We start from the raw sequence: 25571 nt of genomic DNA on the forward strand, positions 1-25571 counted from the left end.
AAATACTGTATGGGCAATAGTAAACGGCCTGAGGTCAGGTGCGGGCGGATATGCGCCGCGCAGGGGTGGGCAGGGCCGTCGCCTGGCGCGCCGGGCGTCCGAGTGACGCTCGGCGGAGCTTCCAAGAATCCACCAAGAATCCTTTGAGAATCCTTCAAGGAGTCATCACGAGCCTGGGCGCAATAGGCAAATAACACGGCGGCTTTTCCGCCGAGCAGACGCAAAGTCACCCCTTTGGGCACCGAATTGCGTGCTTTTGCGACTGCTCGCGGGGATGGGTTCGTCGAGAACGGACACGCCATGACCGACATCGCGCACGACCTGCCATTCACCGCGCGGCTCGGGGAGTTGGCCCCGCTATTCGACGCCCTGGCCGACGTCGCGATCCGCGGCGAGGTCCCGGGCCCCGAGTTGCTGGACCGCGTCGCCGCGACAGGGCCTGTGCTGTCGGCCCTGGCGCAAAACCCCAACGACGGCGAACCCTACTCACGGTCGATCCTGCGTGTCGACGACAAGGTCGAGATCATGCTCGCCCGCTGGCGGCCGGGTCACAGCTGCGCGCCGCACGACCACGGGGGCGCGGGCGGCTTCGTCGTCACCGTCGAGGGGACATTCCACGAACGCCGGTTCGGCTGGGACGGCCCACGGCTAGTGGTCAGCCACAGCACCATGCGGCACCAGGGCACCGCGATTCCCATCACTCCCGAGGTGATCCACGACATGAGGGCCGAGGACAGCGGGCTGACGCTGCACCTCTACAGCCCGCCGCCGGCCGGCATGCGGGTGTTCGATCTGGACCGGGCCGAAGCACTGGAACTGGTTGGCAACTATGGCGCCTGGATCCCGCAGGGTGATCACCCACGCATCCCCTTCGCAAACATCACACCCAAAGACCCAGGGACACCTATCATTTGGGTTGCGTACAGCACGCACTACCGCGGCGGGTCGGCCGAATTCGGCGTCGCCGCCGCGACCATGGCCCGTGAGCTGACGCTCGCGCATCCCGAGGCCGAGGTCATCGTCTCCGGGCTCGAGCACAAAGCGGATTTCACCGCCGAGTTGGCCCGGCTGGTCGATGTGGGACAAAAACTCAGCCAACTGCACCTGATCGGTCACGCGGGGATGTACGGCCCGATGTTCGGATCGACGGAGTGGCCCGAGCAGTTTTCGCCGCACGAGTGGCGAGCGATGACGATTCCGTTCGCCGACGACGGGCGAGCGTATTTCCACGCCTGCCGGACGGCGCGGTGGTTCGCTCCCTTCTTCGCCGACGTGTTCGGTGTTCCGACGTTCGGCAACCAGAACTACACCACTGTCTCTGCCCACAAAGACCATTTCGCGTGGGCGGGTCGTCACCCGGCGATCCGTCCGAATCTTTATATGATCGCCGCACCCGGCAAGAAATCGCACGGTTTGCGCGGCTCGGTCCGCAAGTACCTCGGCTGCGCCGCGGAGCCAATGCTGGAAAGCCGCCCTGCCGCAACGTATCCGGAGCGGACCTACGATCGCGTGGCCGACCTCTACGACCGCGCCTACGTCGACATCCGGGTGCGCGATGCCGAATGGCGCTGGATAACCGGCCGGGTTGCCGGGGTGCGCACCGAGCTCGGCCGTCCCCTGCGCGTTCTCGACATCGGCTGCGGCAATGGCGCTCTGCTGCGCGCGTTGGACGACCGCGGCGATATCGACTTCGGCATCGGGGTGGACAACTCCGCCGGCATGCTCGCCCGGGCGCGGCAACGCGGCCGCGACCGCGACCGCGCCAGACTACGGTTCATCAGGGTCAACGGGCCAGAGCTGGACGTTCCCGACGACCACGTCGACGCGGTGATCTCGTTTCTGTCCTTCCGGTACCTGGACTGGGATCCGGTCATGGCGGAGATCCGCCGGGTGCTGGCGCCCGGCGGACGGTTATGGGTGGTCGACATGGTCGAGCGCCCGGCGAGGATGCGCGACCTGCGGGTGCTCGCCGGGTCGGCCGTCGCGCACGTGCGGACCCGGCGCGCCCGACCCCAGTTCGCCACCGACCTCGCCGCTTTGACGACTCACCCTGACTGGCTGAACATGCTGCGGCACAATCCCATTCGCGCCGAGCACGAGTACCGTTGGTACTTTGGCAGCCGCTTTCCTGCCGCCGTGCTGGAAACGTTGACGGCAACCATGTCGGCGCGGGTGGTGGCCTTCGATTCAGGTCCCTTGGCCAAGGGGCATTCCGCTCCCCTCAGCTACCCATGAACGCCTGCCTTGGCATCGTCGACTGGGGCATCGGCGGCATCGGCCTGCTGGGCACCCTGGACCGGTTGGCGCCTGGGCTGCCGGTGCTGTACTGGTCGGATGCGGGGGTGACCCCATACGGCCGGATGAGTGCCGACGAGCTCACCGATCGCCTGACGACGGTGGTGATCGACCTCGCGGTGCGTGGCGCCACCGAGGTGGTGCTTGCGTGCAACGCGGCCAGCACCGTGATGAAAGCGCTTGGTGCGGCGCCGATCCCGGTGGAGGGAATCATCGACCACGGGGTGGCCTCCGTTCCGGACGACCTCGCGGGACCGATCGGCGTGGTCGGTGGTCGACGCACGATCGCCGCCGGACACTATCGGCGCGGGCTAACCAGACCCGGACGGGCGGTGTTGTCCCGTGTGGCGCAACCGTTGTCGGGGCACATCGAGGCAGGCCGCATCGGCTCCCCACAGTTCCGCGCCGATCTGACCAGGATTGTTGCTCCGCTCCACGAAGTGCAAGCGTTGGTGTTGGCCTGCACCCATTACCCGGCCGCGAGCCGCTGGTTTGCGGCAGCGCTGCCGCACGCGCTGCTGATCGACCCGGCCGAGCGCATGGCTACCGTGATTGCCGCGCGGTATCCGGGCGCGCGCGCCCTCCCCCGGGCTTCCCGAGCCTTTCTCACCACCGGCGATCCCGAAGCGATGCGCCTGGGTGCCGCCCGCGCTTGGGGTGCAACGGTGACGGCCAACCGGGCTGCGGTCGAGTCGACCCGTTCGGCCGCTTAGTCACGGCAAGGCCTCGGGCTCGTCGCATTCGAAAAGCGATGTTGCTCAAGACATCCAACACGGCGCCGGTGCCAGCCTCCTATTCACCGGATCGGAGCCCTGATCGTCAGCCGGGTCAACCGCTCGACGCGCACGTCCTCGGCGAGTGAACAGCCGATGGGCGGGGGGAACCTGCGGCGTTCTTCCTACAAGACACAATGGGGCGATGACCACCACACAGACCACCGCATACCGGCTCGCGACGTTGTTGATCGGCGTCGGCACGGTCCATTTCCTGGCACCCAAGCCGTTCGACGACATCATCCCCGTCGAACTGCCCGGCGAGCCGCGGCTCTACACCTACCTGTCGGGGGTCGCCGAGGTCGTCATCGGTGCGCTGCTGCTGCCGCGACGCACCCGTCGGGCCGCCGCGAGCGCCGCCGCGGCGCTGTTCGTTGGGGTATTTCCCGGGAACATCAACATGGTCCGGCTCTGGTGGGACAAGCCGTGGCCCATGCGCATTGCCGCGCTGGCCAGGCTGCCGTTGCAGATCCCGATGATCACGGCCGCGCTCAACGTCAGACGTGAAAGCTAGCGAGCCTCATGGCCGAGGCGGACATGGCTTCGCCGACCGGGGCGCTGGCCCGAAGCCAGGCCGCCGCTAGTGCCCAGCCGTAGCGGACTTGGCCGGCTCGTCCGTCTCCACGGCAGATTCGCCGCGGGCCGCCAAGGCGCCCGCGATTGATGCGCAGGCGATCGACAGCACCGCGCCGAGCATCATCGCCGACGCTTCGCCCGGAACCAGCAGGTGTTCTTCGGTGCCGATGGTCGCCGCGGCAACGGTCACGCCGAGCTGCGTGGCCGACAGCACCGCGAGAGTCAGCGGCTGCCGCAGCAGCCTTCCCACGCAATGCGCCAACACACCACCCAGACCCAGAGCCGCGCCCAGCAGAATGAGTTTCGGGTGCGCGCCCAGCTCGCGGACTTGCAGCGAGGCACCGAGCCAGACGAAGAACAACGGGCTGAAGAAACCGTCGGTGATCCCAAACAGCTGACGCGCCAACCGCCGCGGCTCACCGACCGAGGCGATCACCAGTCCCAGCGCGAAGCCCGCCAGCATGATCGACACCCCCGTCGTAACGGCTAGCGCCGCCAGCGCGAACAGCACAAGCAGGTTGGTCCGCAACTCCAGCGCCAACTCGTGCTTCTGGGAGTACTCATGGGTGCGATGCCGCCAGCCCCTGCGGTCGACCGCACGCAACACGAGGTAGAAGACCACCGCGCAGCCCGTGACCGCCAGGCCGCCCAGGGCCGCCGTGGGGGCCCGCTGAAAGTCAATCACCAAGGGCAGCAACACGATGCACGCGGCGTTGGCGATGGCGGTTTGCGCCTGCACGGAGAGCACCTGGGGTCCGCGCAACCGCAGCGAATCGATGATCGGCAATGTCAGCGCCGCCGACGAGGAGGCCATCAGCACCGCGTAGAGCGCGGCGTGGCCGGTGCCGAACGCCACCGCCAACCCGAGACCGAGAGGCGCCGCGACAGCACCCACCAGAACCGCCCGCGCCAATGCCATCGGCACCGCCGAGCGCAACTTGGGGTCGCGGACGGGAACATGGGTGCCGACGACAAACATCACCAGCGCAAAGCCGATATTCGCGAATAACTGAAACGTCGGGTTGGCGTCGTCAACCAGCGCGAATCCCGTCTTGCCGATGACCAGACCCACTATCAGCTCGGCGATGGTGATAGGAATCTGAAAGCGCGTCATTGACGCCACCAGCGGACCGGCGAAGCCGACGGCGGTCAGCAGCGCCAGCGTGTCGAAGCCGAACTTCTGCATGCCAGGCACCCTAACCGCTCTGCGAGCGTGCGCGTCTGTACAACGACACGCCGCTTAGGCCGTCATTCGGCGCACGCTCACGCGGCGTCGGCGTCGGCGTGGCAGGGTGAGACGGGTGCCAACCATCACTGAACAAGACCTGCGCGAGGTCAGCACTCCGGCAGGCGCTTTGCGTTACTACGACGGCGGACCTGAATCCGGCCCAGTGCTGCTGTTCCTGCACGGCTCCGGTCCGGGCGTCACGGGCTGGCGCAACTTCCGCGGGATACTCCCCACGTTCGCCGAGCACTTCCGCTGCCTGATCCTGGAATTCCCCGGCTTTGGTGTCAGCCCCGACTCCGGCGGCCACCCGATGGTCACCGCACAGGGAGTCACCGCACCGTTCCTGGACGCGCTGAGCGTCGACAAGGTGCACATCGTGGGCAACTCGATGGGCGGCGGCGTCGGCATCAACTTCGCCATCCGCAACCCGGACCGCATCGATCGGCTGGTGACGATCGGCGGCATCGGCACCAACATCTTCAGCCCAGGCCCCAGCGAGGGCATCCGGTTGCTGCAGGAGTTCACCGAGGACCCGACGCGGCAGCGGCTGGTCGACTGGCTCAAGTCGATGGTGTATGACCAGTCGCTGATCACGGAGGAGCTGATCGAGGAGCGCTGGCGTTTGGCCACTGACCCGGAGACGCTGGCCGCCGCGCGCCGCATGTACGGTAAGGCCGCATTCGCGGCGATGAATGCGGCGATGAGTGCCTCCGACCGGCCGCTGCCGTGGGCGGTCATGCACAAGGTGGCGGTGCCGACGCTGCTGACGTGGGGGCGCGACGACAGGGTCAGCCCACCCGACATGGCCCTCATCCCGATGCGCACCATTCCCAGGGCTGAACTGCATGTGTTCCCCAACTGCGGGCACTGGGCGATGATCGAGGCCAAGGCCGCCTTCGAAAGCGCGGTCCTGGCGTTCCTCACACGTCGTTAGCGACGCGTCCGGCCTCGCCCGGTGCGGTCGCCCTGGCCTTCGGCAACCGAGAAGCCGCCTCGCGCGCCCGCAGACGTGACCACCGCTTGACGCTTCCCCGGCCACCCGGCCGCGTAGCGGTAGTTTCGCTTGCAGGGTGTGTCGAAGGGGAGTTCACCTTGAAACGCTATAGCCCGTCGATCGACTGGGGTCGCGCAATCGTGGATTCGCTGACGTGGAGCATCGCGACCTGGGCGCTCAGCACAGTTTGCTTCCTGATCGTCGCTACGCTGCTGGCGCGATACACCGTGTGGGGCAGGCAATTCTGGCGAATCACCGGTGACTACTTCAAGGGCCGCACCAGCCTGCCGGCGTGGGGCCTGCTTTTGACGCTGATGATGCTCGTCATCATGGCCGTACGCATCGAGGTGTTGCTCAGCTACTACAACAACGACCTGTTTTCGGCCCTGCAGGTCGCCTTCGAGGGCGGCGCCACGCACAACGCAGCCGTGCGTGATTCGGGCATCCGCGGCTTCTGGATGGCGATCGCCACGTTCTGCGCCATCGCGGCCGCGCACGTTGTTCTGCTCTTGGTCGACCAATACGTCACGCAGCGATTCATCATTCGGTGGCGAGTCTGGCTGACCGAGCGACTCACCGGTGACTGGCTGACCGGAAGGGCGTACTACCGCGGTCCTTTCATCGACCGCACCATCGATAATCCGGATCAGCGGATCCAGATCGACGTCGACATCTTCACCACCGGGGTGGGCTCCAGCCCTAACCGCCCCAGCTACCGGACGTCGAACATCCTGCTCTTCGGTTCGGTCGAATCCGTGGTGATGGTGTTGTCGTTCGGCGCGATCCTGTGGCATCTGTCCGGCACCCTGACACTGGCGGGCCTGTCGATCCCCAGGGCGCTGTTTTGGATCGTGATCGTCTACGTGCTGGTGGCCACCGCCATCGCGTTTCGCATCGGGCATCCGCTGATCAGGCTCAGCTTCCGCAATGAGTCGTACAACGCCGCCTTCCGGTACTCGCTGGTACGGCTGCGTGACGCGGCGGAGCCCGTCGGCTTATACCGCGGCGAACGGGCCGAACACGTGTACGTCACCGGACGGTTCTCGGCGATCATCGACAACTACCGGCGCTACGTGCGGCGCACCGTCGGTCTGTCCGGCTGGAACATCGCCGTGGGCCAGGCGCTGAACCCGCTGCCTTTCGTCCTTCAGGCCCCGCGCCTGTTCGCGGGTGTGGTCAAACTCGGCGATGTCGCGCAGTCGGGCAGAGCCTTCGGCGCCATGCAAGGGTCGCTGTCGTTCTTCCGTAACTCCTACGACTCGTTCGCCAGCTACCGCGCCTCGATCATGCGATTGCACGGCCTAATGGTGGCGAACGAAAAAGCCCGTGCGCTGCCCGAGCTGAGCGCCGCGACGAGTGAGGACGGTTCGGTCGAGCTGATCGACGTCGAGGTGCGGACGCCATCCGGTGTCCAGCTGATAGACGAGTTGAAACTACGGCTGACGCCGGGTGATTCGCTGGTGGTCACGGGGCCGTCCGGAAGTGGAAAATCCACGCTGCTGCGCAGCCTGGCACAGCTGTGGCCATACGCCTCGGGCACATTGCGCCGCCCCGAAGGCGACACCGACGTCATGTTCGTGTCCCAGGCGCCGTATGTCCCGCTCGGCGACCTGCGCGGTGTCGTATCGTACCCCGCCGTGGCGGGCGATATTCCCGACGCCGAGCTGCAACGGGCACTGAATCAAGTTGCCCTTGCGCACCTGGCCCACCGTCTCGACGAGGTCGACGACTGGGCCAAGGCGCTGTCCCCTGGCGAGCAACAGCGCGTCGCATTCGCCCGAATCCTGCTGACAAAGCCCAAAGCGGTGTTCCTCGACGAATCCACCTCGGCGCTCGACGAAGGGGTGGAGTACGCGCTGTATCAGTCCCTGCGCAGCGAACGCCCGGGCATGATCGTGATCAGCGTGAGCCACCGGCCCGGCGTCGAGCAATTGCACGATCAGTACCTGCAGTTGCTGGGTGAGGGCGCGTGGCGGCTGGGTCTGGTCAACGGTTAATCGGCAGGGGCCTGACGGTGGCGACCTTGTCCCGCAATCCCCGCCGATGCCGTCATGCAATCTTGATCAGATCGAAGCCCTTGTACCCTGCGTCGGCGACCTCGGTGCAAATGTCGTTGTACACGGCGAATCCACCGATGAACAGCATGAAAACCCTTGGCTTTCCAGGAACATTGGCACCCATGTACCACGAGTTTGCCTTGGTGAACAGCGATTCGTCGGCACGCCTGGCCAATTCGGTGACCCAGCCGTCCACGGCGTCCCGGGTCGGTTCCATCGCGGCATAACCGTGGTCGTCGAGATACGCGATGGCGTGCGCGATCCAGTTCACGTGGGCCTCGGCGTGCAGCACCATGTTCGCCAGCACGGCCGGTGCTCCCGGACCTGAGATCACGAACAGATTGGGGAATCCGTTGACGCCCAGTCCCAGGTAGGTGCGCGGGCCGTGCTCCCAGTCGTCGCGCAGGCGAAGACCGTCGCGGCCGATGATGTCGATATTGGCCAGCGCACCCGTCATCGCGTCGAAACCGGTTGCCAGCACGATCATGTCGAGGTCGTAGTGCGATTCGGTGGTGTTGATACCGGCAGAGTCGACGGATTTGATCGGCGTAGCGCGCACACTGATCAGCGATACGTTGGGTTTGTTGAAGGTCTGAAAGTAGTTGCTGTCCGTACAGATTCGCTTGGTCCCAATCGGATGGTCATTGGGGATCAGCAGCTCGGCGACGGCCGGATCGTCGATGACCGCACGGACTTTTTCTTCGTAGAATCTGCGCGCCTCGTCGTTGGCCGTCATGTCGGTCATCTGGTCTGGGAAGGTCTTGGAGTACAGCACACCGCCCAGCTGCCAACGCTTTTCGAACGCGTTTCTGCGCTCCTCGGCGGTGAAATCCATGGTCGGCCTGGGAGCGGTGATGTGCGGAGACCCGCCGCCGCTGCGCCATGACAGGCGGCGACGCTCGGCGTAGCCGGCCTTGATCTCGTCGAGTTCGCCTTCGGAAAACGGCCGGTTGCCGGCAGGGACGCTGTAGTTGGGGGTCCGCTGGAAGACGTAGAGCTGCGCGGCCTGTTCCGCGATGATCGGAATCGTTTGGATGCCTGAGGATCCAGTGCCGATCACCGCGACCCGCTTGCCGGTGAAGTCGACGGGCTCATGCGGCCAGTGCGCCGTGTGATAGATCTCGCCGGCGAAGCTGTCCAGACCGGGGAAGTTCGGGGTCATGGCGGCCGACAGCGGTCCGGTTGCCATCAAACAGAACCGCGCCGTGTGCACCGCACCGCCATCAGTGGTGACCGTCCAGCGCAACGTCGTCTCGTCGAGCACCGCGGAGACGACGCGGGTGTTCAGCTCGATGTCGCGGCGGAGGTCGAGTTTGTCGGCGACCCAGTTCAGGTAGCGCAGAATCTCGCCCTGGGTGGCGTACTTCTCGGTCCAGTTCCACTCTTGCTGCAGTTCCTCGGAGAATGAGTAGCAGTAGTCGACGCTCTCGACGTCACACCGCGCGCCCGGGTACCGGTTGTAATACCAGGTGCCACCCAATTCGGGTGCGGCCTCGAGCACTCGGACCGAGAGGCCTTGGGCGCGCAGCCTGTGCAGGGCATACAGGCCGGCGAATCCGGCGCCCACCACTAGCGCATCTACGTTCACAAGCATTCACGGTAGGGCCTGTGCTGCAACGATCCCAACCCGGTCCCGGTCATCGGGCAGTGCAGACGAGTTTTCCCGGCCATCGGCTGATGGCAGAAGTCCCGCGCGTCGAGGTCGACCTGAACGGTAAGTCGCATACGTTGTGCTGGCCGGCGACAGTCATGCGGGGCGAGGTCGAGGCGGCTGCCTGCGACATCCTCGAACCGCAAAGGTTTGCGGGACGGGCTGATTCTCGCCTGCCTGGCCACGCCGGCGCCGATCTTCGGGTCGCGTTTTGACGGATTTTCGTCCGCTCACCGGGAATCGGCTTCGGGTCCGGCACGGACTGCGGTACACCATTAAGTACGCCCCCACACACGTTAGGACGACAGCATGAGCGATCGCGTACTCGATCGAGTGACGGACCTGGCCGACCAGCTACGCGAGCAGGCCCCCGAAGCCGAGCGGATCGGCCGGCTCACCGACGACACAGTCAAGCTGATGAAGTCGGCCGGTCTGATACGGCTGCTGCAGACCAAGCAGTACCGGGGGTTTGAGGCCCACCCACGCGAGTTTGCCGAGACCGTGATGGCGACGGCGGCGCTGGACCCCGCCGCCGGCTGGATCGTTGGCGTGGTGGGCGTGCACCCCTACCAGTTGGCCTATGCCGACCCGAAGGTGGCCGCCGAGATCTGGGCCGACGACGTCGACACGTGGATGGCGTCGCCGTACGCACCGCAGGGCGTGGCCAAGCCGGTCGACGGCGGTTACATCTTCAACGGCCGCTGGCAATTCAGTTCGGGCACTGACCATTGCGACTGGATCATCCTGGGCGCGATGCTCGGCGACGACAAGGGCATTCCGCTGATGCCACCCCAGATGCTGCACATGATCCTGCCCCGCAAGGACTACGAGATCGTCGAGGACTCATGGAATGTCGTGGGGCTGCGCGGAACCGGCTCCAAGGACGTCATTGTCAAGGACGCGTTCGTCCCGGCATACCGAACGATGGATGCGACGAAGGTGATGGACGGCACCGCTCAGCGTGAGGCCGGCATGACCGAGCCGCTGTATCTGATGCCGTGGTCGACGATGTTCCCGCTGGGCATCTCCGCGGCCACCCTGGGCATCGCGGAGGGAGCCCTCGCCGCACACCTGGATTACCAGCGGGAACGGGTCGGCGCCACCGGAACCGCCGTCAAGGACGACCCCTACGTCATGTACGCCGTCGGGGAGGCCGCCGCCGACATCAACGCCGCGCGGCAGGAACTGCTGGCCAACGCCGACCGCATCTACGACATGGTGGCCGCCGGCAAGGAGGTGTCCTTCGCGGACCGGGCCGCGGGTCGCCGCACCCAGGTTCGCGCGGTGTGGCGCGCGGTGTCCGCCGTCGACGATATCTTTGCCCGCTCGGGCGGCAACGCCTCCCGGATGGACAAGCCACTGCAGCGCTACTGGCGTGACGTACATGTCGGCCAGATGCACGCCATCCATGTCCCGGGCACCACCTACCACGCGTCGGCGCTGAGTTCGCTGGGCGTCGAACCTCCGGAGGGCCCGCTCCGGGCTCTGATTTAGTGGCGGCTACCATGACTGACCTGAAAAGCCTTGGCTATATTACTGTTTCGACTTCTGACATCGAGCGGTGGCGGCACTTCGCCTTCGACGTACTGGGTTTCGCCGAGGGCAAGGGCCCCGATCCGGCCGCCCTGTATTTGCGGATGGACGAGCGCGCCGCCCGGATCATCATCGTTCCCGGCGAGGCCGACCGGGTGATCAACATCGGCTGGGAAGTCCGCGACCGCACCGCATTACAGCGGGTCAAGGCGACCCTGGACGGCGCCGGGATGCCGTTCAAACAACTGCCCCTGGAGGAGGCAGAGGCACGCCGCGTCGAAGAGGCGATCACCTTCGAGGACCCGGCCGGGACCACGCTCGAGGTGTTCCACGGCGCGGTGCTGGACCACAGCCCGGTGGTCACCCCGTTCGGCGCCAGATTCGTCACCGGCGATCAGGGCCTGGGCCACGTCGTGATGCCGGGCACCGACCCGAACGGTCTGTTCGACTTCTACACCGAGATCCTGGGCTTCCGGTCCCGTGGCTCATTCCGGGTGCCGGCACCGCCGGAGTTCGGTCCCATTCGGGTACGCTTCCTCGGCATCAACGAGCGCCATCACAGCCTGGCGATCTGCCCGGCCATGCATCAACGTGACCCCGGCGTTGTCCACCTGATGGTCGAGGTCGACACCCTCGACACCGTGGGACAGGCCCTGGACCGCATCAACGCCGAGGGCATCCAACTCTCGTCGACTCTGGGGCGTCACACCAACGACAAGATGGTGTCGTTTTACGTTCGCACACCCGGCGACTGGGACATCGAATTCGGGACCGATGGTATGCGTGTCGACGAAACCTATTACACCGCAGAGGAAATCACCGCCGACAGCTACTGGGGCCACCAGTGGGTCAGCGACATGCCCGCCGCGATGCGGCCGTGACGGCCGATTTTGACGTCACGCCCGTCACGGCGGCATCGATCACGTCCTGGGACCACGAGGCCGACGTCGTCATCGCCGGCTACGGGATCGCCGGCGCGGCGGCCGCGGTCGAAGCGTCCCGCTGCGGCGCCGATGTCCTGGTGTTGGAGCGCACCGGCTCCTGGGGCGGGGCCGCGGCCATGGCTGGTGGATTCATCTACCTCGGCGGCGGCACCGAACTGCAAAAGGCTTGCGGCTTCGAGGATTCCGTCGACAACATGACGGCGTTCCTCAACGTCGCGATGGGGCCGGGCGCCGACGAGGACCGGATCGCGGACTACTGTGCCGGCAGCGTCGCCCACTTCGACTGGCTCGTCAGGTGCGGCGTGCCGTTCAAGGCGGAGTTCTTCTCCGAGCCCGGCTGGGAGCCGATGGGCGACCAGGGCCTGATGTACAGCGGCGGCGAGAACTCCTTTCCGTTCAACACCGTCGCCTCCCCGGCCCCGCGCGGACACGTCCCGCAGATGTCCAACAAGAAGCAAGGCGAAGCCAGCGCGGGCTACATGCTGATGAAGCCGTTGGTCGAGACGGCCGAGACGGCCGGCGTGCGGGCGTTGTACGACGTCCGGGTGCGCTGTCTGGTCGTGGAGTCGGACGGCCGGGTGGTCGGTGTGCGGGCGCGGCAATACGGCACCGAGATGACGATCCGGGCACGCCGCGGAATCGTGCTCGCGACAGGCAGTTTCGCCTACAACGACGCGATGGTGGCGCAGTACGCTCCGCGGATCGCCGGGCGTCCGGCCGCGTCGATCGAACAGCACGACGGGCAGGCGATCCGGATGGCGCAGGCACTGGGCGCCGACCTGGCTCACATGGACGCCACCGAGGTCGCGATCTTCATCGACCCCCAGCAGCTGGTGCGCGGCATCCTGGTCAACGGCCGCGGTCAGCGTTACGTCCCCGAGGACACCTACCCGGGCCGGATCGGGCAGCTCACGCTCTACCACCAGGACAACACCGCGTACCTGATCATTGACAGCGATGCCCAAGACGAAGCGATGGCGTCATGGTCGCCGAAATTGATGCTGCGGCCGGCGACGTGGGTGGCCGACACCGTCGTAGACCTGGAACGCGACATGGGCCTGTCCCCGGGTTCGCTGCAGGCGACGGTGACCGCCTACAACGAGGCCGCCGCGCGGGGCGAGGACCCGCTACTGCACAAGAAGCCGCAGTGGCTGAAGCCGATCGGTTCGCCCGTCGGGGCGATCGACCTGCGCGAAAACACCGGCGGCTTCACCCTGGGCGGCCTGCGCACCACGTTGGACGCCGAGGTGCTGCACGTCAACGGGGAGCCCATCCCGGGACTGTTTGCCGCCGGCCGATCTGCGGCCGGACTGGCCGCGTGGGGTTACGCCAGCGGTATCTCGCTGGGTGACGGCAGCTTCTACGGACGCCGCGCCGGGAGGGCCGCGGCGCGCTAGGTTCCGCGAGCAGGCGCGCGCTAGGTTCCGCGAGCAGACACAAAAGCACCATTTTGGAGCCAAAATGGGTGCTTTTGTGTCTGCTCGGCCGTGGTAGCCGCACTCTCCCACGCGCAACTGAGCCGGCGACAGTCAGCGCATTGCGAGACAGCCACGGGTGTAGTATTCCTAATAGGAATATGCCAGCCAGATACAAGTAGTCTTTTGGAGAACCCGTGACCGCACAGACCGTCGAACCAGCCACCGAGACCCCCAGCGCCGTCATCGACCGAATCTCCCTGGTCCTCGACGCATTCGACGGACCGGGCCGTCTGACGTTGGCTCAGATTGTGCGCCGTACAGGGCTGCCACGCTCGTCGGCGCACCGAATGTTGGAACGCCTGGTGCAGCTGCGCTGGCTGCGTCGCAGCGGTCGCGACTACGAGCTCGGCATGCGACTGGTGGAGTTGGGTTCGCTGGCGGTGCACCAGGACCGGCTGGTGCGGGCGGCCACGCCGCTGCTGGGTGAATTGCACTGCGCCACAAGGCTCGTCGTGCATTTGGCGGTACTGGACGGCCCCGACGTCGTCTACCTGGAGAAGATCGGTGACCGAGTGATCGGTGCGCTACCCAGTCGGGTCGGCGGTCGTCAACCCGCGCACTGCACGGCGGTAGGCAAGGCGATGCTGGCCTATGGCGACGACGACGTAGAGGTGGATTTGCAAGTCCGCAAGACCAAGTACTCGATCGCGACGAGCGCGCAACTGGCAATCGAACTGGCCAAGGTGCGGGCGCACGGCGTCGCGTTCGAGCGTGAAGAGTCGCAACTCGGATTCGGCTGTGTCGCGGCCCCAATCGGCAATCTCGGCGAAGCTGTAGCGGCTGTGTCAGTGAGTGGGCCGATGAACCGCATGATGTTCGACCAGCGTCTGGCCGCCCCGGTTCGGATGACCGCGATGGCCATCTGGCGCAACGTCGAAGACGGCCCGCAGCGGGTGGTGCCAACCCTGCAGTCGCTGCGCTCTATACGGCCCGTGCGGCCGGCTATGCAATACGCGTGACGCTCGATCCGCAGATCGCCGCCCTGATCGACACGCTGGACGCCGGCTTCCCGCCGGTGCACACCATGACCGGCGCGCAAGCCAGAGCCGTCATCAGGGCGCGGTTCGTCCCGGCCGCCGAGCCCGAGCCCGTCGCCGTGGTGCGTGACCAGACCATCCCGGGCCCGGGCGGCGACATCCCGGTACGCATCTACCGGCCCGTCGGTGACGGCCTACCTATGCTGGTCTTCGGTCACGGCGGCGGGTTTGTGTTCTGCGATCTGGACAGCCACGACGGACTGTGCCGCGATCTGGCCAATCGTCTTCGCGCCGTGGTGGTTTCGGTGGCATATCGGCTGGCGCCCGAAAACCGTTGGCCCGCAGCGGCTGAGGACTTCCATGCGGCCACACAATGGGTGGCGCGCAACGCCATGAGCCTTGGTGGTGACAGCGGACGCTTAGTTGTCAGCGGTGACAGCGCCGGCGGGAACCTGGCCGCCGTCACCGCTTTGATGGCCCGAGACCGCGGTCCGGCGATTGCCGCCCAGCTCTTGCTCTATCCCGTGTTGGCGGCCGATTTCGACACCGAGTCCTACCGGCTCTTCGAGCGCGGCTACTACAACCCCAAGCCGGCCATGCAATGGTACTGGGACCAGTACGTGCCGTCGAAGGCCGATCGCACCCATCCGTACGTCGCTCCGGTCAACGCCGACCTGAACGGGCTACCGCCCGCGGTGATCGTGATCGCCGGACACGACCCGTTGCGCGATGAGGCGCTGGCCTACGCGGCGGCGCTCGAAGCGGTGGGGGTACCCGTCGTGCGCGCCAGATTCGACGGCGGCATACACGGTTTCATGACTATGCCGACCTTGGACATCGCACACGAAGCCCGCCGCCGTGCCTGCGAGGAGATAAGCAAGTTGTTGCGATGACCCAAGGGCGCCCCTCAGCTCGCTTGGACCTCGAATACGAAGTCGTGGCCACAGATGCTGATCCGGTCGCCGTTGACGAGGGCGGCGCTCGGCCGAATTTGCCGCTGTTGGACTTCCACGCCGTTAGCCGACCTCAAATCGGTTATCACGAAACTACCACCGGTATCGATGATTACGGCGTGCTGCCTGCTGACGTCCTCGCCGTTCAGGACGATGTCATTGTCTGGATGGCGTCCGATCCTGGTGGCCGCTCCACGCAACGGGTGCTGTCGCCCCGCAGCATCGCGCAACGTGGCGAACACCGACTCGCGATCGAAAGTAATGTGCACAGCAGCTATTCCGCGCGCGGCGGTGGTCTTGGCGGCTTTCTTGGTGTCCAGGCGTTCTTGGCGCAGGATTCGACCATGCAGCGCGTTCACCGTGGGACCGGGGTCGATGCCGAGATCCTCCGCCAGCAAGGCTTTCAACCGTCGGTAGGCCTCGAGCGCGTCGGACTGCCTTTCCGCAACGTAGTAGGCAGTGATCAGCTGTGCCCATAGCGGTTCGTGGTACGGATACTTGGCGGCAAGCGTTTCGAGTTCAGCAATCATGGAGTTGGCGCGCCCGCAAGCGATTTCGGCTTCCGCGCGGGCGATTTGCACCAACATGTAGTCCGCCGCCAGCGCGGTAGCGAACTCCTCGACGAAAACGAAGGTGCGTAAGTCGTCAAGTGCCGGGCCGCGCCATTCGTCCAGCGCGGCCGACAGGTGGCTGCTGGCCTGGTCGAATCGTCCCGCGGCGGCGGCGCGCATACCCGCGGTCTTCCCGGCGATGAAGCGGTCGAGGTCGCAGTCCTTGTCGGCGACGTTGAGTCGATACCCCGGCGGCGCGCTGACCAACACGTGTTGCGGGTCCAATCCGGCGTCGCTCAGCAACCGGCGCAGGTTCGACACGTAGGAGTGGATGCTGGTACGCGCTGCCGGCACGGGCGACTGATCCCAGGTGGCGTCGATCAACGATTCTGTGCCGACCGCACGATTGCGGTTGATCAGCAGCATGGCCAACAGCGCCCGCTGCTTCGGTGTGCCCAACGGCACGGGCACATCCGACACCGTCATCAGCAACGGCCCCAGAAGACCGAACCTGGGACGAGTCTCGACCATCACTCTCCAAGCCTCCGGGTCATCGGCGACATCAGTTTGCCATTGCGATGCCGCGGGGCCAATCTGCGGCACCCGCTGCGAGGATTTTGCAATCAGTTCTCACTTGTCACTGACACTCACCGTTGTGGCGGACCGTCTCCCTTCAGGTGAGCCAGTTGGCTAGTTCGAGCGCGAGAGCGACCTCGATGTTGTTCTGGCTCAGTGGTTTTGGCAATAACCGTTCGGCTCGCGCAATGCGGGACAAGACCGTGTTGCGGTGGGTGAATAGCTGGGTGGCGGTGCGGGGGGCATTGGACTGCTCACGCAGGTAAATCCGTACGGTGTCGCGCAGTTCGGGATCGGCGCTGGCGAGCGGGCCGAGGGTGCGCTGAACGAACTCGCGGGCACGCGGCTCGTCCTGGCTTACCAAAGCGACCAGTTCGATAGATTCCCAGCGGGCAAGCTGGATGTGCTGTGCGCGCATCAGGAGCCTTTGGGTGGCCAGCGCCTCTAGATGGCTGCGGCGAAACCCATCGACGCCGAGAGCGGGAGAACCGAGCGCCACGAACACGTCGGGGTGGCGGCCCAGGATATTGCCGATGGGCTGAAGATCAGGATCGTGGCCGCTTGGTAGCCATACCCATAGCGCGCCGACGCTGGCAGTGACGGCCAAAGGTCGTGTTTCCCCCAGGGCGGCTGCCAACGCCTCGACAATTTCATCCAACACAGCCGCGTCGGGTTCGGGTTGGTTACTCCACACGATTGCCGCCAGGTGTGACCGGTCCAGCCGATAGCTCAGGCGGGTTTCGGCCAATGCGCGACGGATGGGCGCGCCGTTGATGATGAGGGTGACGGTCTGGAGTCGTTCGGCTTGGGTGCCGCGGGTGAGTTGTTCGCGCTCGCTACGCATCTGGGCGGAAATCAGGGCCGTGGTGGCGTCGACGTATCCAAAGATTGACCGAGCGCTGTAGTCGAGGAGTTCAGCGAGCTCGCGCGGGTCGTCGGTCAAGCCGAACGCGACGGTCATCCAGCGGCGCCATGCCATGTTCTGGCCCGCTCGCCAGGCTTGCAGCACGCTGTCGTCGAGTCCGCGCCGAACGAGGTCACGAGCGATGATCTTGGGCTCGGGCCCGGGATTGGCCGTCGCGGCAGCCCCGGGATCACGACGAATGGACTGTGCCCAAAACAAAAAGTTTGCGCGGTTGCTGCGGCGCATCGACGCGATCAGAGCGGGATCGTCCGACAACGCGGTGTCCTGGTCAGCCAGGGTGGCAGCATCGATGTCGGCCAGGAAGTCCGCCAACACGTCGCCGGGCGCATCGAGGATCTGCTGTACGCCGGCCTGCATCAATTCACCGATGCGCGATGAGGGTCGGTGCCATGCCATGCGTTTCACTCTAAAGCGGCGGCAGTGCAAATGCACATCCCACGCGGCAAATCTTGTGCCGTCGCCTATAGGCATACAGTGCCGTTGCGAGGAGCATCACCTGTAGCCCTTGAGCGGGTGGACATCACAGCCGTTGTGCGGCGGGGTCAAGCACACCCGCAACTGTTTTGCCGAAAGGAATGCTCCGTTGTCTACAAAGTTATTGATGCCGGGAACGGCCGCCATCACCCGCGCCCGTGCGGAGGCGCATAAAGACGTTGGGACACTTCCGCATCGCGAGGAGCAACCGACGAGCACGCGGCTAAATGTCGAGTTCGTCTCCGGCGATGCGACGTGCCATGCATGGTTGTACCTCCCGCAGGCTAATGCGCCGCGCCCCGTGGTGGTGATGGCCCACGGCCTGGGCGGTATCCGAGAGATGCGCTTGGACGCCTACGCGCAGCGGTTCACCCAGGCCGGGTATGCATGCCTGGTTTTCGACTATCGCCACTTCGGCGCCAGCGGCGGGCACCCCCGCCAGCTCCTCGACATCGGCCGCCAACTGGCGGACTGGTCGGCGGCGATCGCATTCGCCCGCAGCCGCACCGATGTCGACGGTGCACGAATCATATTGTGGGGAACTTCTTTTGGGGGAGGTCACGTCATCATCGCCGCGGCCCGTGAGGCCGGGATCGCTGCGGTCATCTCACAATGCCCGTTCACCGACGGTATCGCGTCGGCGTTGGCGACCGATCCGAAGAACCTGGCGAAGATGACCGTGCGAGCTGTCATCGACGTTCTCGCCGCCCGCTTCGGGAGACCTCCCGTTATGGTGCCTTTGGCGGGCCCACCCAAGTCGACTGCGTTGATGAACGCGGGTGATGCGGTGGCTGGCTATCTAGGGCTAGTTCCCGAAGACGCGCCGCACCGCAACGAGGTCGCAGCCCGTATTGCATTGCGTGTCCCGTTCCATAGTCCGGGGCGCTACGCAAAGCGAGTGTCATGCCCAATTCTGTTCTGCGTCTGCGAGACCGACAGCGTCGCACCGGCCAACGCCACCTTGCGACATGCCCGCACCGCGCCACGCGGCGAGGTGCGGCTCTACCCCGAAGGCCACTTCGACATTTACCTCGGTACACCGTTTCAGCGCGTCGTCGCCGACCAGATCAACTTTTTGCGACACCACGTCCCCATCATCAACCCGTGATCGGCCCAGCGAAGGAAAAAATCATGACCCACTATGACGTCACCGGACGCATCGTCGTCATCACCGGCTCCACCGGCGGGCTCGGATCGGCTCTCGCGCGAGCGCTGCGCGTCCGCGGTGCGAACCTGGCCCTCCTCGACCTCGACCTTACCGGCGCGGAAGCTCAGGCCGCGTCGCTTGGCGGTGACACCGTCGCCAAGGGCTTTCGCGCCGACGTGCGCGACATAGCTAGCCTGGACGCCGCGATGGCGCAGGCAGCGAAGCACTTTGGCCGCGTTGACATTGTCATCGCCAACGCCGGCATCGACACGATGGCCCCGATGGCGACCCTGGACCCTGATGCATTCGAACGGGTCATCGACATCAACCTCACCGGCACCTGGCGCACCTTCCGCGCCGCACTGCCCCATGTGCAACCCCACGCCGGGTATCTGTTAGCGATTTCCTCGATGGCCGCGTTCGTACACTCGCCCCTGCAGGCCTCCTATACCGCGAGCAAGGCCGGAGTTTGGGCGATGTGCGACAGCATCCGCCTCGAGCTGCGCCACCTCGGCGTCGACGTCGGCAGCGCGCATCCCACCTTCTTCCGCACCCCCATGATGGATGACGTCGTTGCCGATCCTGCGGGTCGCGAATTATGGGGCGGCAACAACCAAGGACTATGGAAGATGGTCCCACTCGACGCCGTCGTCACCGGCATCGTTGGCGGCATCGAACGGCGCGCCAAACAGATCATCATCCCCAAGAGCCTGACGCTGACCGCCAAGGCACCCGGGTTGGTCCGCCCTCTCGTCGAACGAATCGGCTTCCGCGGCAAAACTATCCAACGAGCAATCGCATTGGCCTCACCCGCCGGGTGGCACAACAGCGATGCGATCAGCCGGCACCAGCCGACGACGCCTGCCGCCGTCATGGTTCTGGGCTCGCGGGGTTAGAGATGGTATGCCTGGTTACCGCCTCGGCGTTTGGCGACGTACATGGCTGTATCTGCCATGTCGATGAGCTTGTCGATGAATCCGGGGAGGCCGCATGTTCTCGTTGGCCACAGGGCGGCAGTGGCAGTGCCGATGCTTGCCGTGATTCGGTGGGGAAGGGCGGCAATGGCAGAACCCAATCGCGCCGAGATCACCGCTGCGGTCGGCGATGGGCTGACGACGGCGATTAGGAACTCTTCGCCTCCTGCGCGACACAGCACTGCTGTGGGTGCCATGTTCTGTCGCAGCAGATCAGCGACGGCGATCAGCGCGCGGTCGCCCGCGGCGTGACCGAAGGTGTCGTTAACACGTTTGAACGCGTCGAGGTCGACCATGAGCAGGATCAGGTGGGCTTCCTCGACACGCAAATCGGCGAGTCGGCGGGTGAGAGCGGCGATGAACCCACGGCGGTTGAAAAGCCCTGTCAGAGCGTCTTCGTCGGCACGAACAGCATATGTTCCCACGGCCCGCGACATCCCTCGCATGACCAGGGGACACGATAGGTTGAGCATCCAGGTCACCCAGAACGCCACTACCGCCGTGCCGATGCTGGTCTCACGAGCCAGGTGCACCGCGGCCAGGGCAGCGACAGTGAGCGCCACGATGATATTGAAGACCAGTAATTTATTACTGTGGAAAAGGGCGATATAGCCGCCGTTAATAGCCATAGCGCAGCAGCCCAGCGCCGCCAGGGCGCCGACGGACTGGGTCAGGCTCCATCCCCCGATAAATGCCGCAGCGACAACTCCAAAAATCTCGGATTGAACCCTGGTCGGCCACCGCAGCAACCAGAAAACACTCACCCCGACTATGAAAATCGCCGCGGTGACGTTAACCAGTACGACGGCGGCGGTTGCCCGGCGTGTCCCGATCAGCGCGCTCACAGGGACCAGTACCGATGCCGATGTGACGACCGCCAGAATCCACCGCGCCGAGCGAAGTAGCCCTCGATCGCGCAAGATCCCGCTGATCCAGTCGAATTGATCGGGCTGAGTCAGCCACGACTTGAACGAAGACACGCCCCACGCCCTCTGAAGTCCTAGTGCAGAGCTTGCGCGCAGGTTCGATCGTGTGTTGTCCGGCGATCCTTTATGGCCAATCCCATCTGTGCCTTTCGCTCGATACCGTCGCAAAGATAACCGTTAAAGGGGGCTGCGGTCTGCTCCTTGGCCTAAACCGAGCAGGAACGGCACCGCTAGGTGAACGATGAATAGCTACGCGATTGCCAGTCCGGTGTCGTCCGTCCGGTAATTCCCCAGAGGTGTCGTCACGCAATTTCTTAGGTTGTCCATTCAGGCCTGGACCAGTCCCACCGCAGTGGTTTTCGATCAGCAACGGCGGGCCGACCTAAGACCTGCTCAACTGCGGATGTGAAAGCCTTGGTTGGTGAGGCCGCAGTTTATGTCACAGATCCGATGTGTGGTGTTTGACATCGGCGAAACGCTGGTTGATGAAACCGGGGTGTGGACTGCTCTGGCGCAGCGGGCGGGCTCGACGCCGTTTACGGTATGCGGGGTTGTTGGCGCGTTGATCGCCCTGGGCAGGGATCACAACGATGTTTGGGACGTGATCGGTGTGAAGCATCCTGGGTTTGCCGTTGATTCTGGGCGTGATCTGTACCCCGATGCCCTTGATTGCGTCGCGGCCGTGCGTCGTGCTGGGCTTGCGGTCGGGATTGCAGGTAACCAGCCTGCGGGTATCGAGACCCTGTTGCGCGCAACCGGTTTGGAGGCCGACTTCATTGCCTCATCGGCGGCGTGGGGAGTGGCCAAACCGGATCCTCAGTTCTTCCTGCGGCTGGTTGACGAAGCGCGGGTCCCTGCCGAAGACATGCTCTACGTGGGCGATCGGCTCGATAATGATGTGCTGCCTGCCCGTGCAGCCGGGATGCGCACCGTATTTGTTCGGCGCGGTCCATGGGGCTTTGTCCATGCTCTCAAATCTGAAGCGGCACTTGCCGATCTGCGCGTCGACTCGTTACGGGAGCTGGCGGCGTTGTTCACATCCAACGACGGTTGAACGAACGCTGCTCTGTGCGGCCGTAAAACCACAACGGGCAACCGCGGTCAGATTACCGACCCGACGTCGTCGCGCACGATGCGCTCAAGCGCCCGCTCAACGACGGCGGCGATGGTCATCGACGGGTTGCACGCCGCCGTGGTCCCCGGAATCAGCGCGCCGTCGAGCACATAGAGGCCTCGATGCCCCCCGACCCGCCCCTCGAGGTCGCAGACGGTGCCCATCGGGACTCCTCCGAGGGGGTGCCAGGTGCTGTTGTTGATGCGATTGGTGTCGGTGAGCATCCCGGCCCGCCCGACGATCCGTTTGGCCCTTTTGTGAATGTCCGCCCAGATGGCCGCGTCGCCCTTGCGCGGAAACGACAGCTTCACCTCGTCGGCGTCCCCGTCGTAGCTGAACCGGCCCCGCGCGGAACTCGTGCCGTAGCCGACCAACATGGTCGAGCGGATGTCCAAGCCTCCGAAGGGCGGCATGGAAGCTTGGATCAGCGTGTTGGCCCGGTGGGGGTCGTCCCAATCCTTGCTGCAGTACACGACCGGGCCGCCCTGTACCCCTCCGAAGGTGTCGGCAAGGTCAGTCCACACGTAGATCCGGTCCCCGTTGGTGCCCCAGTTCTCACCCACGCCGTCGGGCAAGTCGGGGATGTGCCCCAGCGCTGCCGCCCGCACCAGCAGCCGGCTGGTGTTGACACTGCCAGCGGCTAACACCAACGCGGAGGCGGTCAAGATCTTTGTCTCCCGCCGATGACCCTTCATGTCGAGCCGGTCCACCTCGACGCGCCAGTGGCCATCCGGCTCCAGGGCGATGCCGGTGACCTTGTGCAGCGTGTGCAGAGTGACTCGCGCCGTGGCTCGGGCGGCGGCCAAGTAGGTCTTGTCGACCGAGTGCTTGCCTGCGCTGTTCACACCAAAGACGCAGTCGCCGTTGCTGAGCGACGGCCGCGCCTCACCGCGCAGCTCAGCCAGGACGCAGTCCCAGTCGATGGGCATGGGCACCTTTTCGAGCGAATAACCCGCCCGGCGGACTCGCGCGGCAAAGACGCGACTCACCCGGTAGTTCTGGCTTTCGATCAGCTCGTCAGGCGCCGTAGCCAGCCGCAACATGCTGGCCACCCGCGGATAGTAGATCCGGTCCATCTCGTCGTAGTCGAGGCCCGACGGCAGGTGTGTCTCGAAGAGCTCCCTGGTGGGTTGCAGGCTCATGCCCTGGTATAGCAACGACCCGCCACCGACGCCCACCCCCGCGATCGACGCCACGTTGTCACCGGAGAAGGCACTGAGTACGCCGGGGTACGGCCCGCCGAGTATGGGACGCCCAAACACTTCCGGATTGGAGTCGAACCACAGCATCCTCTTGTCTAAAGGGTTGCTGGCCGGGCGCGGGAACGTGTCGCCATCGTGAGACACCTTCCATTCGACGCCTTGTTCGAGCACGGTGACCGGCACACCGGCCTCGGCCAGACGCAGTGCGGTGATCCCGCCGCCAAAACCCGAGCCGACGACGATCACCCGGTGCGTCTCCCGTGTCACCGGCACCCGGGCTGGCTGCGCACCGGCGTACTCGCGCATTGACGCGACCCAACCTCCCGCGCCGCGCGCCAGCCCGCGCATCCAGCTGCCGAACTCAGTCATGCGCAATCCTCTCGGTCCGCCCGACGACTCCGGGCATCTTTGCACCGCAAAGGCGCCCGTGGCGAGGGCTGACCTGCGATCGGCCCAAGCCAGCCCGTCCCGGCTATTGTTGGACTTCTGTCCAGCTATGACAGCGCGGCGAGCTGAATCAGAGGTCAATCTTATGCATGTGCTGGGATTTTGTCACTGGACAACTGTCCAGCTATGGTAGCAGGGAGGCAATCGGAGAGGGAGCCGCACATGGCCTACGTCATTACGCAGAACTGCTGCAAGGACGCCAGCTGCGTCCCTGTCTGCCCAGTTGACTGCATCCGGCCCGTAAATGAAGCGGGGCAACGCGCCACCGAGATGCTCTACATCGATCCCGAAACCTGCATCGACTGCGGCGCTTGCATGGAGGAGTGCCCCGTCGACGCCATTTTCTACGATGATGACCTGCCCCCCGAGCAGGCCCGATTCCAAGAAATCAACGCCGCATACTTCCAGGCGCATCCGCTTGAACAAGCAGCCGCCCAGGCAGTCAGCCAGCATCCGCCAGTTGCCGCAGGGGCGTTAAGGGTGGCCATTGTGGGCGCCGGTCCGGCTGCGTGTTACACCGCCGCGGACCTGATCGCCGTCGACGGCGTGGAAGTCAACCTCTTTGAGCGCCTGCCCACCCCATTCGGGCTCATTCGGGCCGGCGTGGCCCCGGACCACCAGCACACCAAGGCCATCGTGCGCATTTTCGAACATACTTTGGCCAGCGAGCGGATGCGCTGCTACCTCAACACCGAAATGGGAACGACGATCAGCCACGACGAACTGATGGCCCACCACCACGCCGTGATCTACGCCGTCGGCTCCTCGGTGGGACGCCAACTGGGCATACGCGGTGAACAGCTGCCCGGCGTCCACACCGCCGCCGACGTCGTGGGCTGGTACAACGGCCACCCCGACCACGTCAACCACCGAATCGACATGTCAGGAAAACGCGCAATCATCGTGGGCAACGGCAACGTCGCCCTCGATATCGCGCGCGTGCTCTTGATGGACCACGACCAGCTGGCGACCACCGATATCGCCGATCACGCTTTAGAGGTACTGAACTCAAGCAGCATCGACGAGGTCGTCATCGTGGGTCGCCGCGGCCTGCGCGACGCCGCATTCTCCGTCGGGGAATTCCACGCATTGGGCCACCTGCCCGACGTCGATATCGTCATCGATCCCCCACCCTCGCCCAGCCACGGCGCTGAAGACATCGACACGATCCAAAAGATCGCCCTCGCATGCGAATACGGCAGCCGCCCAACATCATCGGCCCGCAAACGCATCACGTTCGTCTTCAACCGCACACCCGCCGAGGTGATCGGATCCGACCGCGCGACAGGCCTGCGCGTACGCGCCACCGACAGCACCGATACCGGCGAGCCCGAGGAGATCGCGGCGTCACTGATCATCGCCGCCATCGGTTACCAATCGCCGGCACTACCCGGAGTGCCCTATGACGCCCAGCACGGGATCATCCCCAACGACAACGGCCGCGTCGTCGACGGCGGGGCGATAGTGCCGGGGGTATATGTCACAGGATGGATCAAGCGCGGACCGCGAGGAGTCATCGGTTCAAACCGAACCTGCGCAGCCGAGACGGTGGCCCAACTCCTCAGCGACTTCGACGCCGGCACCCTCGACCGGGACAGCCGGACCAACGAGGAGCTCGACCGTGTGCTGCTCGGGCGCCAGGCGGCTCCCCTGTCCTGGGCCCACTGGCGCGCGATTGATGACGCCGAACAACAACGCGGCCGCCAGTCCAGTCGGCCCAGGTTGAAATTTACGAGTCGCGACGACATGCTCGCCGCGGCCAAAAGCTGAGGCAAC

20 protein-coding genes are annotated in these 25571 nt (G+C 65.2%); 14 read left to right on the forward strand and 6 right to left on the reverse strand.

The genetic code is table 11. The annotated features are described in order from the left end of the window. Positions 1-300 precede the first annotated feature (300 nt). The 3 genes from JO236_RS03905 (at position 301) to JO236_RS03915 (ending at position 3582) form a co-directional block, all read left to right on the forward strand. A complete protein-coding gene (locus JO236_RS03905; RefSeq protein WP_293325002.1) occupies positions 301-2235 on the forward strand; it encodes a methyltransferase domain-containing protein in 1935 nt (644 codons plus the stop codon). Next, a complete protein-coding gene (locus JO236_RS03910) occupies positions 2232-3008 on the forward strand; it encodes an aspartate/glutamate racemase family protein (RefSeq protein ID WP_293325005.1) in 777 nt (258 codons plus the stop codon). The genes JO236_RS03905 and JO236_RS03910 overlap by 4 nt, the downstream gene beginning before the upstream one ends. Before the next feature lie 205 nt (positions 3009-3213). Next, positions 3214-3582: a hypothetical protein gene (locus JO236_RS03915; RefSeq protein WP_293325008.1), complete on the forward strand. Its 369-nt coding sequence runs from the start codon at positions 3214-3216 to the stop codon at positions 3580-3582. A 66-nt stretch (positions 3583-3648) separates the two neighbouring features. Here the strand turns inward: JO236_RS03915 and JO236_RS03920 are convergent, their stop codons facing one another. Further along, entirely contained in the window at positions 3649-4830 is a 1182-nt protein-coding gene (locus JO236_RS03920; RefSeq protein WP_293325011.1) for a cation:proton antiporter, read from the reverse strand. 115 nt (positions 4831-4945) lie between these two features. Here JO236_RS03920 and JO236_RS03925 point away from each other — a divergent pair, with 115 nt between their 5' ends. Both JO236_RS03925 and JO236_RS03930 read left to right on the forward strand, forming a co-directional pair. After that, complete coding sequence (locus JO236_RS03925; RefSeq protein ID WP_416362146.1) at positions 4946-5806, forward strand: alpha/beta fold hydrolase; 861 nt, start codon at positions 4946-4948, stop codon at positions 5804-5806. A 158-nt stretch (positions 5807-5964) separates the two neighbouring features. After that, a complete protein-coding gene (locus JO236_RS03930) occupies positions 5965-7863 on the forward strand; it encodes an ABC transporter ATP-binding protein/permease (protein ID WP_293325014.1) in 1899 nt (632 codons plus the stop codon). Between the two features lie 52 nt (positions 7864-7915). On the opposite strand, the gene JO236_RS03935 is transcribed toward JO236_RS03930, so the two are convergent. Next, positions 7916-9511, reverse strand: coding sequence for a flavin-containing monooxygenase (locus JO236_RS03935; RefSeq protein WP_293325017.1), 1596 nt, complete (start codon positions 9509-9511; stop codon positions 7916-7918). Between the two features lie 372 nt (positions 9512-9883). Between JO236_RS03935 and JO236_RS03940 the strand changes: the two genes are divergently transcribed. The 5 genes from JO236_RS03940 to JO236_RS03960 all read left to right on the forward strand — a co-directional run bounded on the left by JO236_RS03940 (position 9884) and on the right by JO236_RS03960 (position 15399). Next, complete coding sequence (locus JO236_RS03940; protein ID WP_293325019.1) at positions 9884-11068, forward strand: acyl-CoA dehydrogenase family protein; 1185 nt, start codon at positions 9884-9886, stop codon at positions 11066-11068. A gap of 11 nt (positions 11069-11079) precedes the next feature. Continuing rightward, a complete protein-coding gene (bphC, locus tag JO236_RS03945) occupies positions 11080-11988 on the forward strand; it encodes a biphenyl-2,3-diol 1,2-dioxygenase (protein ID WP_293325022.1) in 909 nt (302 codons plus the stop codon). After that, a complete protein-coding gene (locus tag JO236_RS03950; RefSeq protein WP_293325025.1) occupies positions 11985-13448 on the forward strand; it encodes an FAD-dependent oxidoreductase in 1464 nt (487 codons plus the stop codon). The genes bphC and JO236_RS03950 overlap by 4 nt, the downstream gene beginning before the upstream one ends. A gap of 215 nt (positions 13449-13663) precedes the next feature. Then, positions 13664-14488, forward strand: a complete 825-nt coding sequence (locus tag JO236_RS03955; protein ID WP_293325028.1) for an IclR family transcriptional regulator — start codon at positions 13664-13666, stop codon at positions 14486-14488. Beyond that, positions 14485-15399, forward strand: a complete 915-nt coding sequence (locus tag JO236_RS03960) for an alpha/beta hydrolase (RefSeq protein WP_293325032.1) — start codon at positions 14485-14487, stop codon at positions 15397-15399. The genes JO236_RS03955 and JO236_RS03960 overlap by 4 nt, the downstream gene beginning before the upstream one ends. A 14-nt stretch (positions 15400-15413) precedes the next feature. On the opposite strand, the gene JO236_RS03965 is transcribed toward JO236_RS03960, so the two are convergent. Next, entirely contained in the window at positions 15414-16541 is a 1128-nt protein-coding gene (locus tag JO236_RS03965; RefSeq protein WP_293325142.1) for a BTAD domain-containing putative transcriptional regulator, read from the reverse strand. Positions 16542-16683: 142 nt separating this feature from the next. Beyond that, entirely contained in the window at positions 16684-17907 is a 1224-nt protein-coding gene (locus tag JO236_RS03970) for a PucR family transcriptional regulator (protein WP_293325035.1), read from the reverse strand. 205 nt (positions 17908-18112) lie between these two features. On the opposite strand from JO236_RS03970, the gene JO236_RS03975 reads away from it, so the two are divergent. Both JO236_RS03975 and JO236_RS03980 read left to right on the forward strand, forming a co-directional pair. Then, the gene (locus tag JO236_RS03975; RefSeq protein ID WP_293325038.1) at positions 18113-19093 is read left to right on the forward strand and encodes an alpha/beta hydrolase; all 981 of its coding nucleotides are present in this window, start codon (positions 18113-18115) and stop codon (positions 19091-19093) included. A gap of 23 nt (positions 19094-19116) precedes the next feature. Then, positions 19117-20028, forward strand: coding sequence for an SDR family NAD(P)-dependent oxidoreductase (locus JO236_RS03980; protein ID WP_293325041.1), 912 nt, complete (start codon positions 19117-19119; stop codon positions 20026-20028). Here the strand turns inward: JO236_RS03980 and JO236_RS03985 are convergent. Then, positions 20025-20951, reverse strand: coding sequence for a GGDEF domain-containing protein (locus JO236_RS03985; protein WP_293325044.1), 927 nt, complete (start codon positions 20949-20951; stop codon positions 20025-20027). The two genes, JO236_RS03980 and JO236_RS03985, sit on opposite strands and share 4 nt — an antisense overlap. 535 nt (positions 20952-21486) lie before the next feature. Between JO236_RS03985 and JO236_RS03990 the strand changes: the two genes are divergently transcribed. Then, entirely contained in the window at positions 21487-22086 is a 600-nt protein-coding gene (locus JO236_RS03990) for an HAD family hydrolase (protein WP_293325046.1), read from the forward strand. A 47-nt stretch (positions 22087-22133) separates the two neighbouring features. Here the strand turns inward: JO236_RS03990 and JO236_RS03995 are convergent, their stop codons facing one another. Beyond that, the gene (locus JO236_RS03995) at positions 22134-23717 is read right to left on the reverse strand and encodes a GMC oxidoreductase (RefSeq protein WP_416362147.1); all 1584 of its coding nucleotides are present in this window, start codon (positions 23715-23717) and stop codon (positions 22134-22136) included. Between the two features lie 240 nt (positions 23718-23957). On the opposite strand from JO236_RS03995, the gene JO236_RS04000 reads away from it, so the two are divergent. Then, positions 23958-25565: an FAD-dependent oxidoreductase gene (locus JO236_RS04000; protein ID WP_293325048.1), complete on the forward strand. Its 1608-nt coding sequence runs from the start codon at positions 23958-23960 to the stop codon at positions 25563-25565. Positions 25566-25571 lie beyond the last annotated feature (6 nt).

Source organism: Mycobacterium sp. (genome assembly GCF_019247635.1).
Lineage (GTDB): Bacteria > Actinomycetota > Actinomycetes > Mycobacteriales > Mycobacteriaceae > Mycobacterium.

What these genes read in the sequence shown, in the direction of transcription:
- JO236_RS04000 (WP_293325048.1), top strand. Translation starts at nt 23,958, where the DNA reads ATGGCCTACGTCATTACGCAGAACTGCTGCAAGGACGCCAGCTGCGTC.
- JO236_RS03915 (WP_293325008.1), top strand. Translation starts at nt 3,214, where the DNA reads ATGACCACCACACAGACCACCGCATACCGGCTCGCGACGTTGTTGATC.
- JO236_RS03995 (WP_416362147.1), bottom strand. Translation starts at nt 23,717, where the DNA reads ATGACTGAGTTCGGCAGCTGGATGCGCGGGCTGGCGCGCGGCGCGGGA.
- JO236_RS03910 (WP_293325005.1), top strand. Translation starts at nt 2,232, where the DNA reads ATGAACGCCTGCCTTGGCATCGTCGACTGGGGCATCGGCGGCATCGGC.
- JO236_RS03970 (WP_293325035.1), bottom strand. Translation starts at nt 17,907, where the DNA reads ATGGCATGGCACCGACCCTCATCGCGCATCGGTGAATTGATGCAGGCC.
- JO236_RS03940 (WP_293325019.1), top strand. Translation starts at nt 9,884, where the DNA reads ATGAGCGATCGCGTACTCGATCGAGTGACGGACCTGGCCGACCAGCTA.
- bphC (WP_293325022.1), top strand. Translation starts at nt 11,080, where the DNA reads ATGACTGACCTGAAAAGCCTTGGCTATATTACTGTTTCGACTTCTGAC.
- JO236_RS03920 (WP_293325011.1), bottom strand. Translation starts at nt 4,830, where the DNA reads ATGCAGAAGTTCGGCTTCGACACGCTGGCGCTGCTGACCGCCGTCGGC.
- JO236_RS03905 (WP_293325002.1), top strand. Translation starts at nt 301, where the DNA reads ATGACCGACATCGCGCACGACCTGCCATTCACCGCGCGGCTCGGGGAG.
- JO236_RS03980 (WP_293325041.1), top strand. Translation starts at nt 19,117, where the DNA reads ATGACCCACTATGACGTCACCGGACGCATCGTCGTCATCACCGGCTCC.
- JO236_RS03975 (WP_293325038.1), top strand. Translation starts at nt 18,113, where the DNA reads ATGCCGGGAACGGCCGCCATCACCCGCGCCCGTGCGGAGGCGCATAAA.
- JO236_RS03965 (WP_293325142.1), bottom strand. Translation starts at nt 16,541, where the DNA reads ATGGTCGAGACTCGTCCCAGGTTCGGTCTTCTGGGGCCGTTGCTGATG.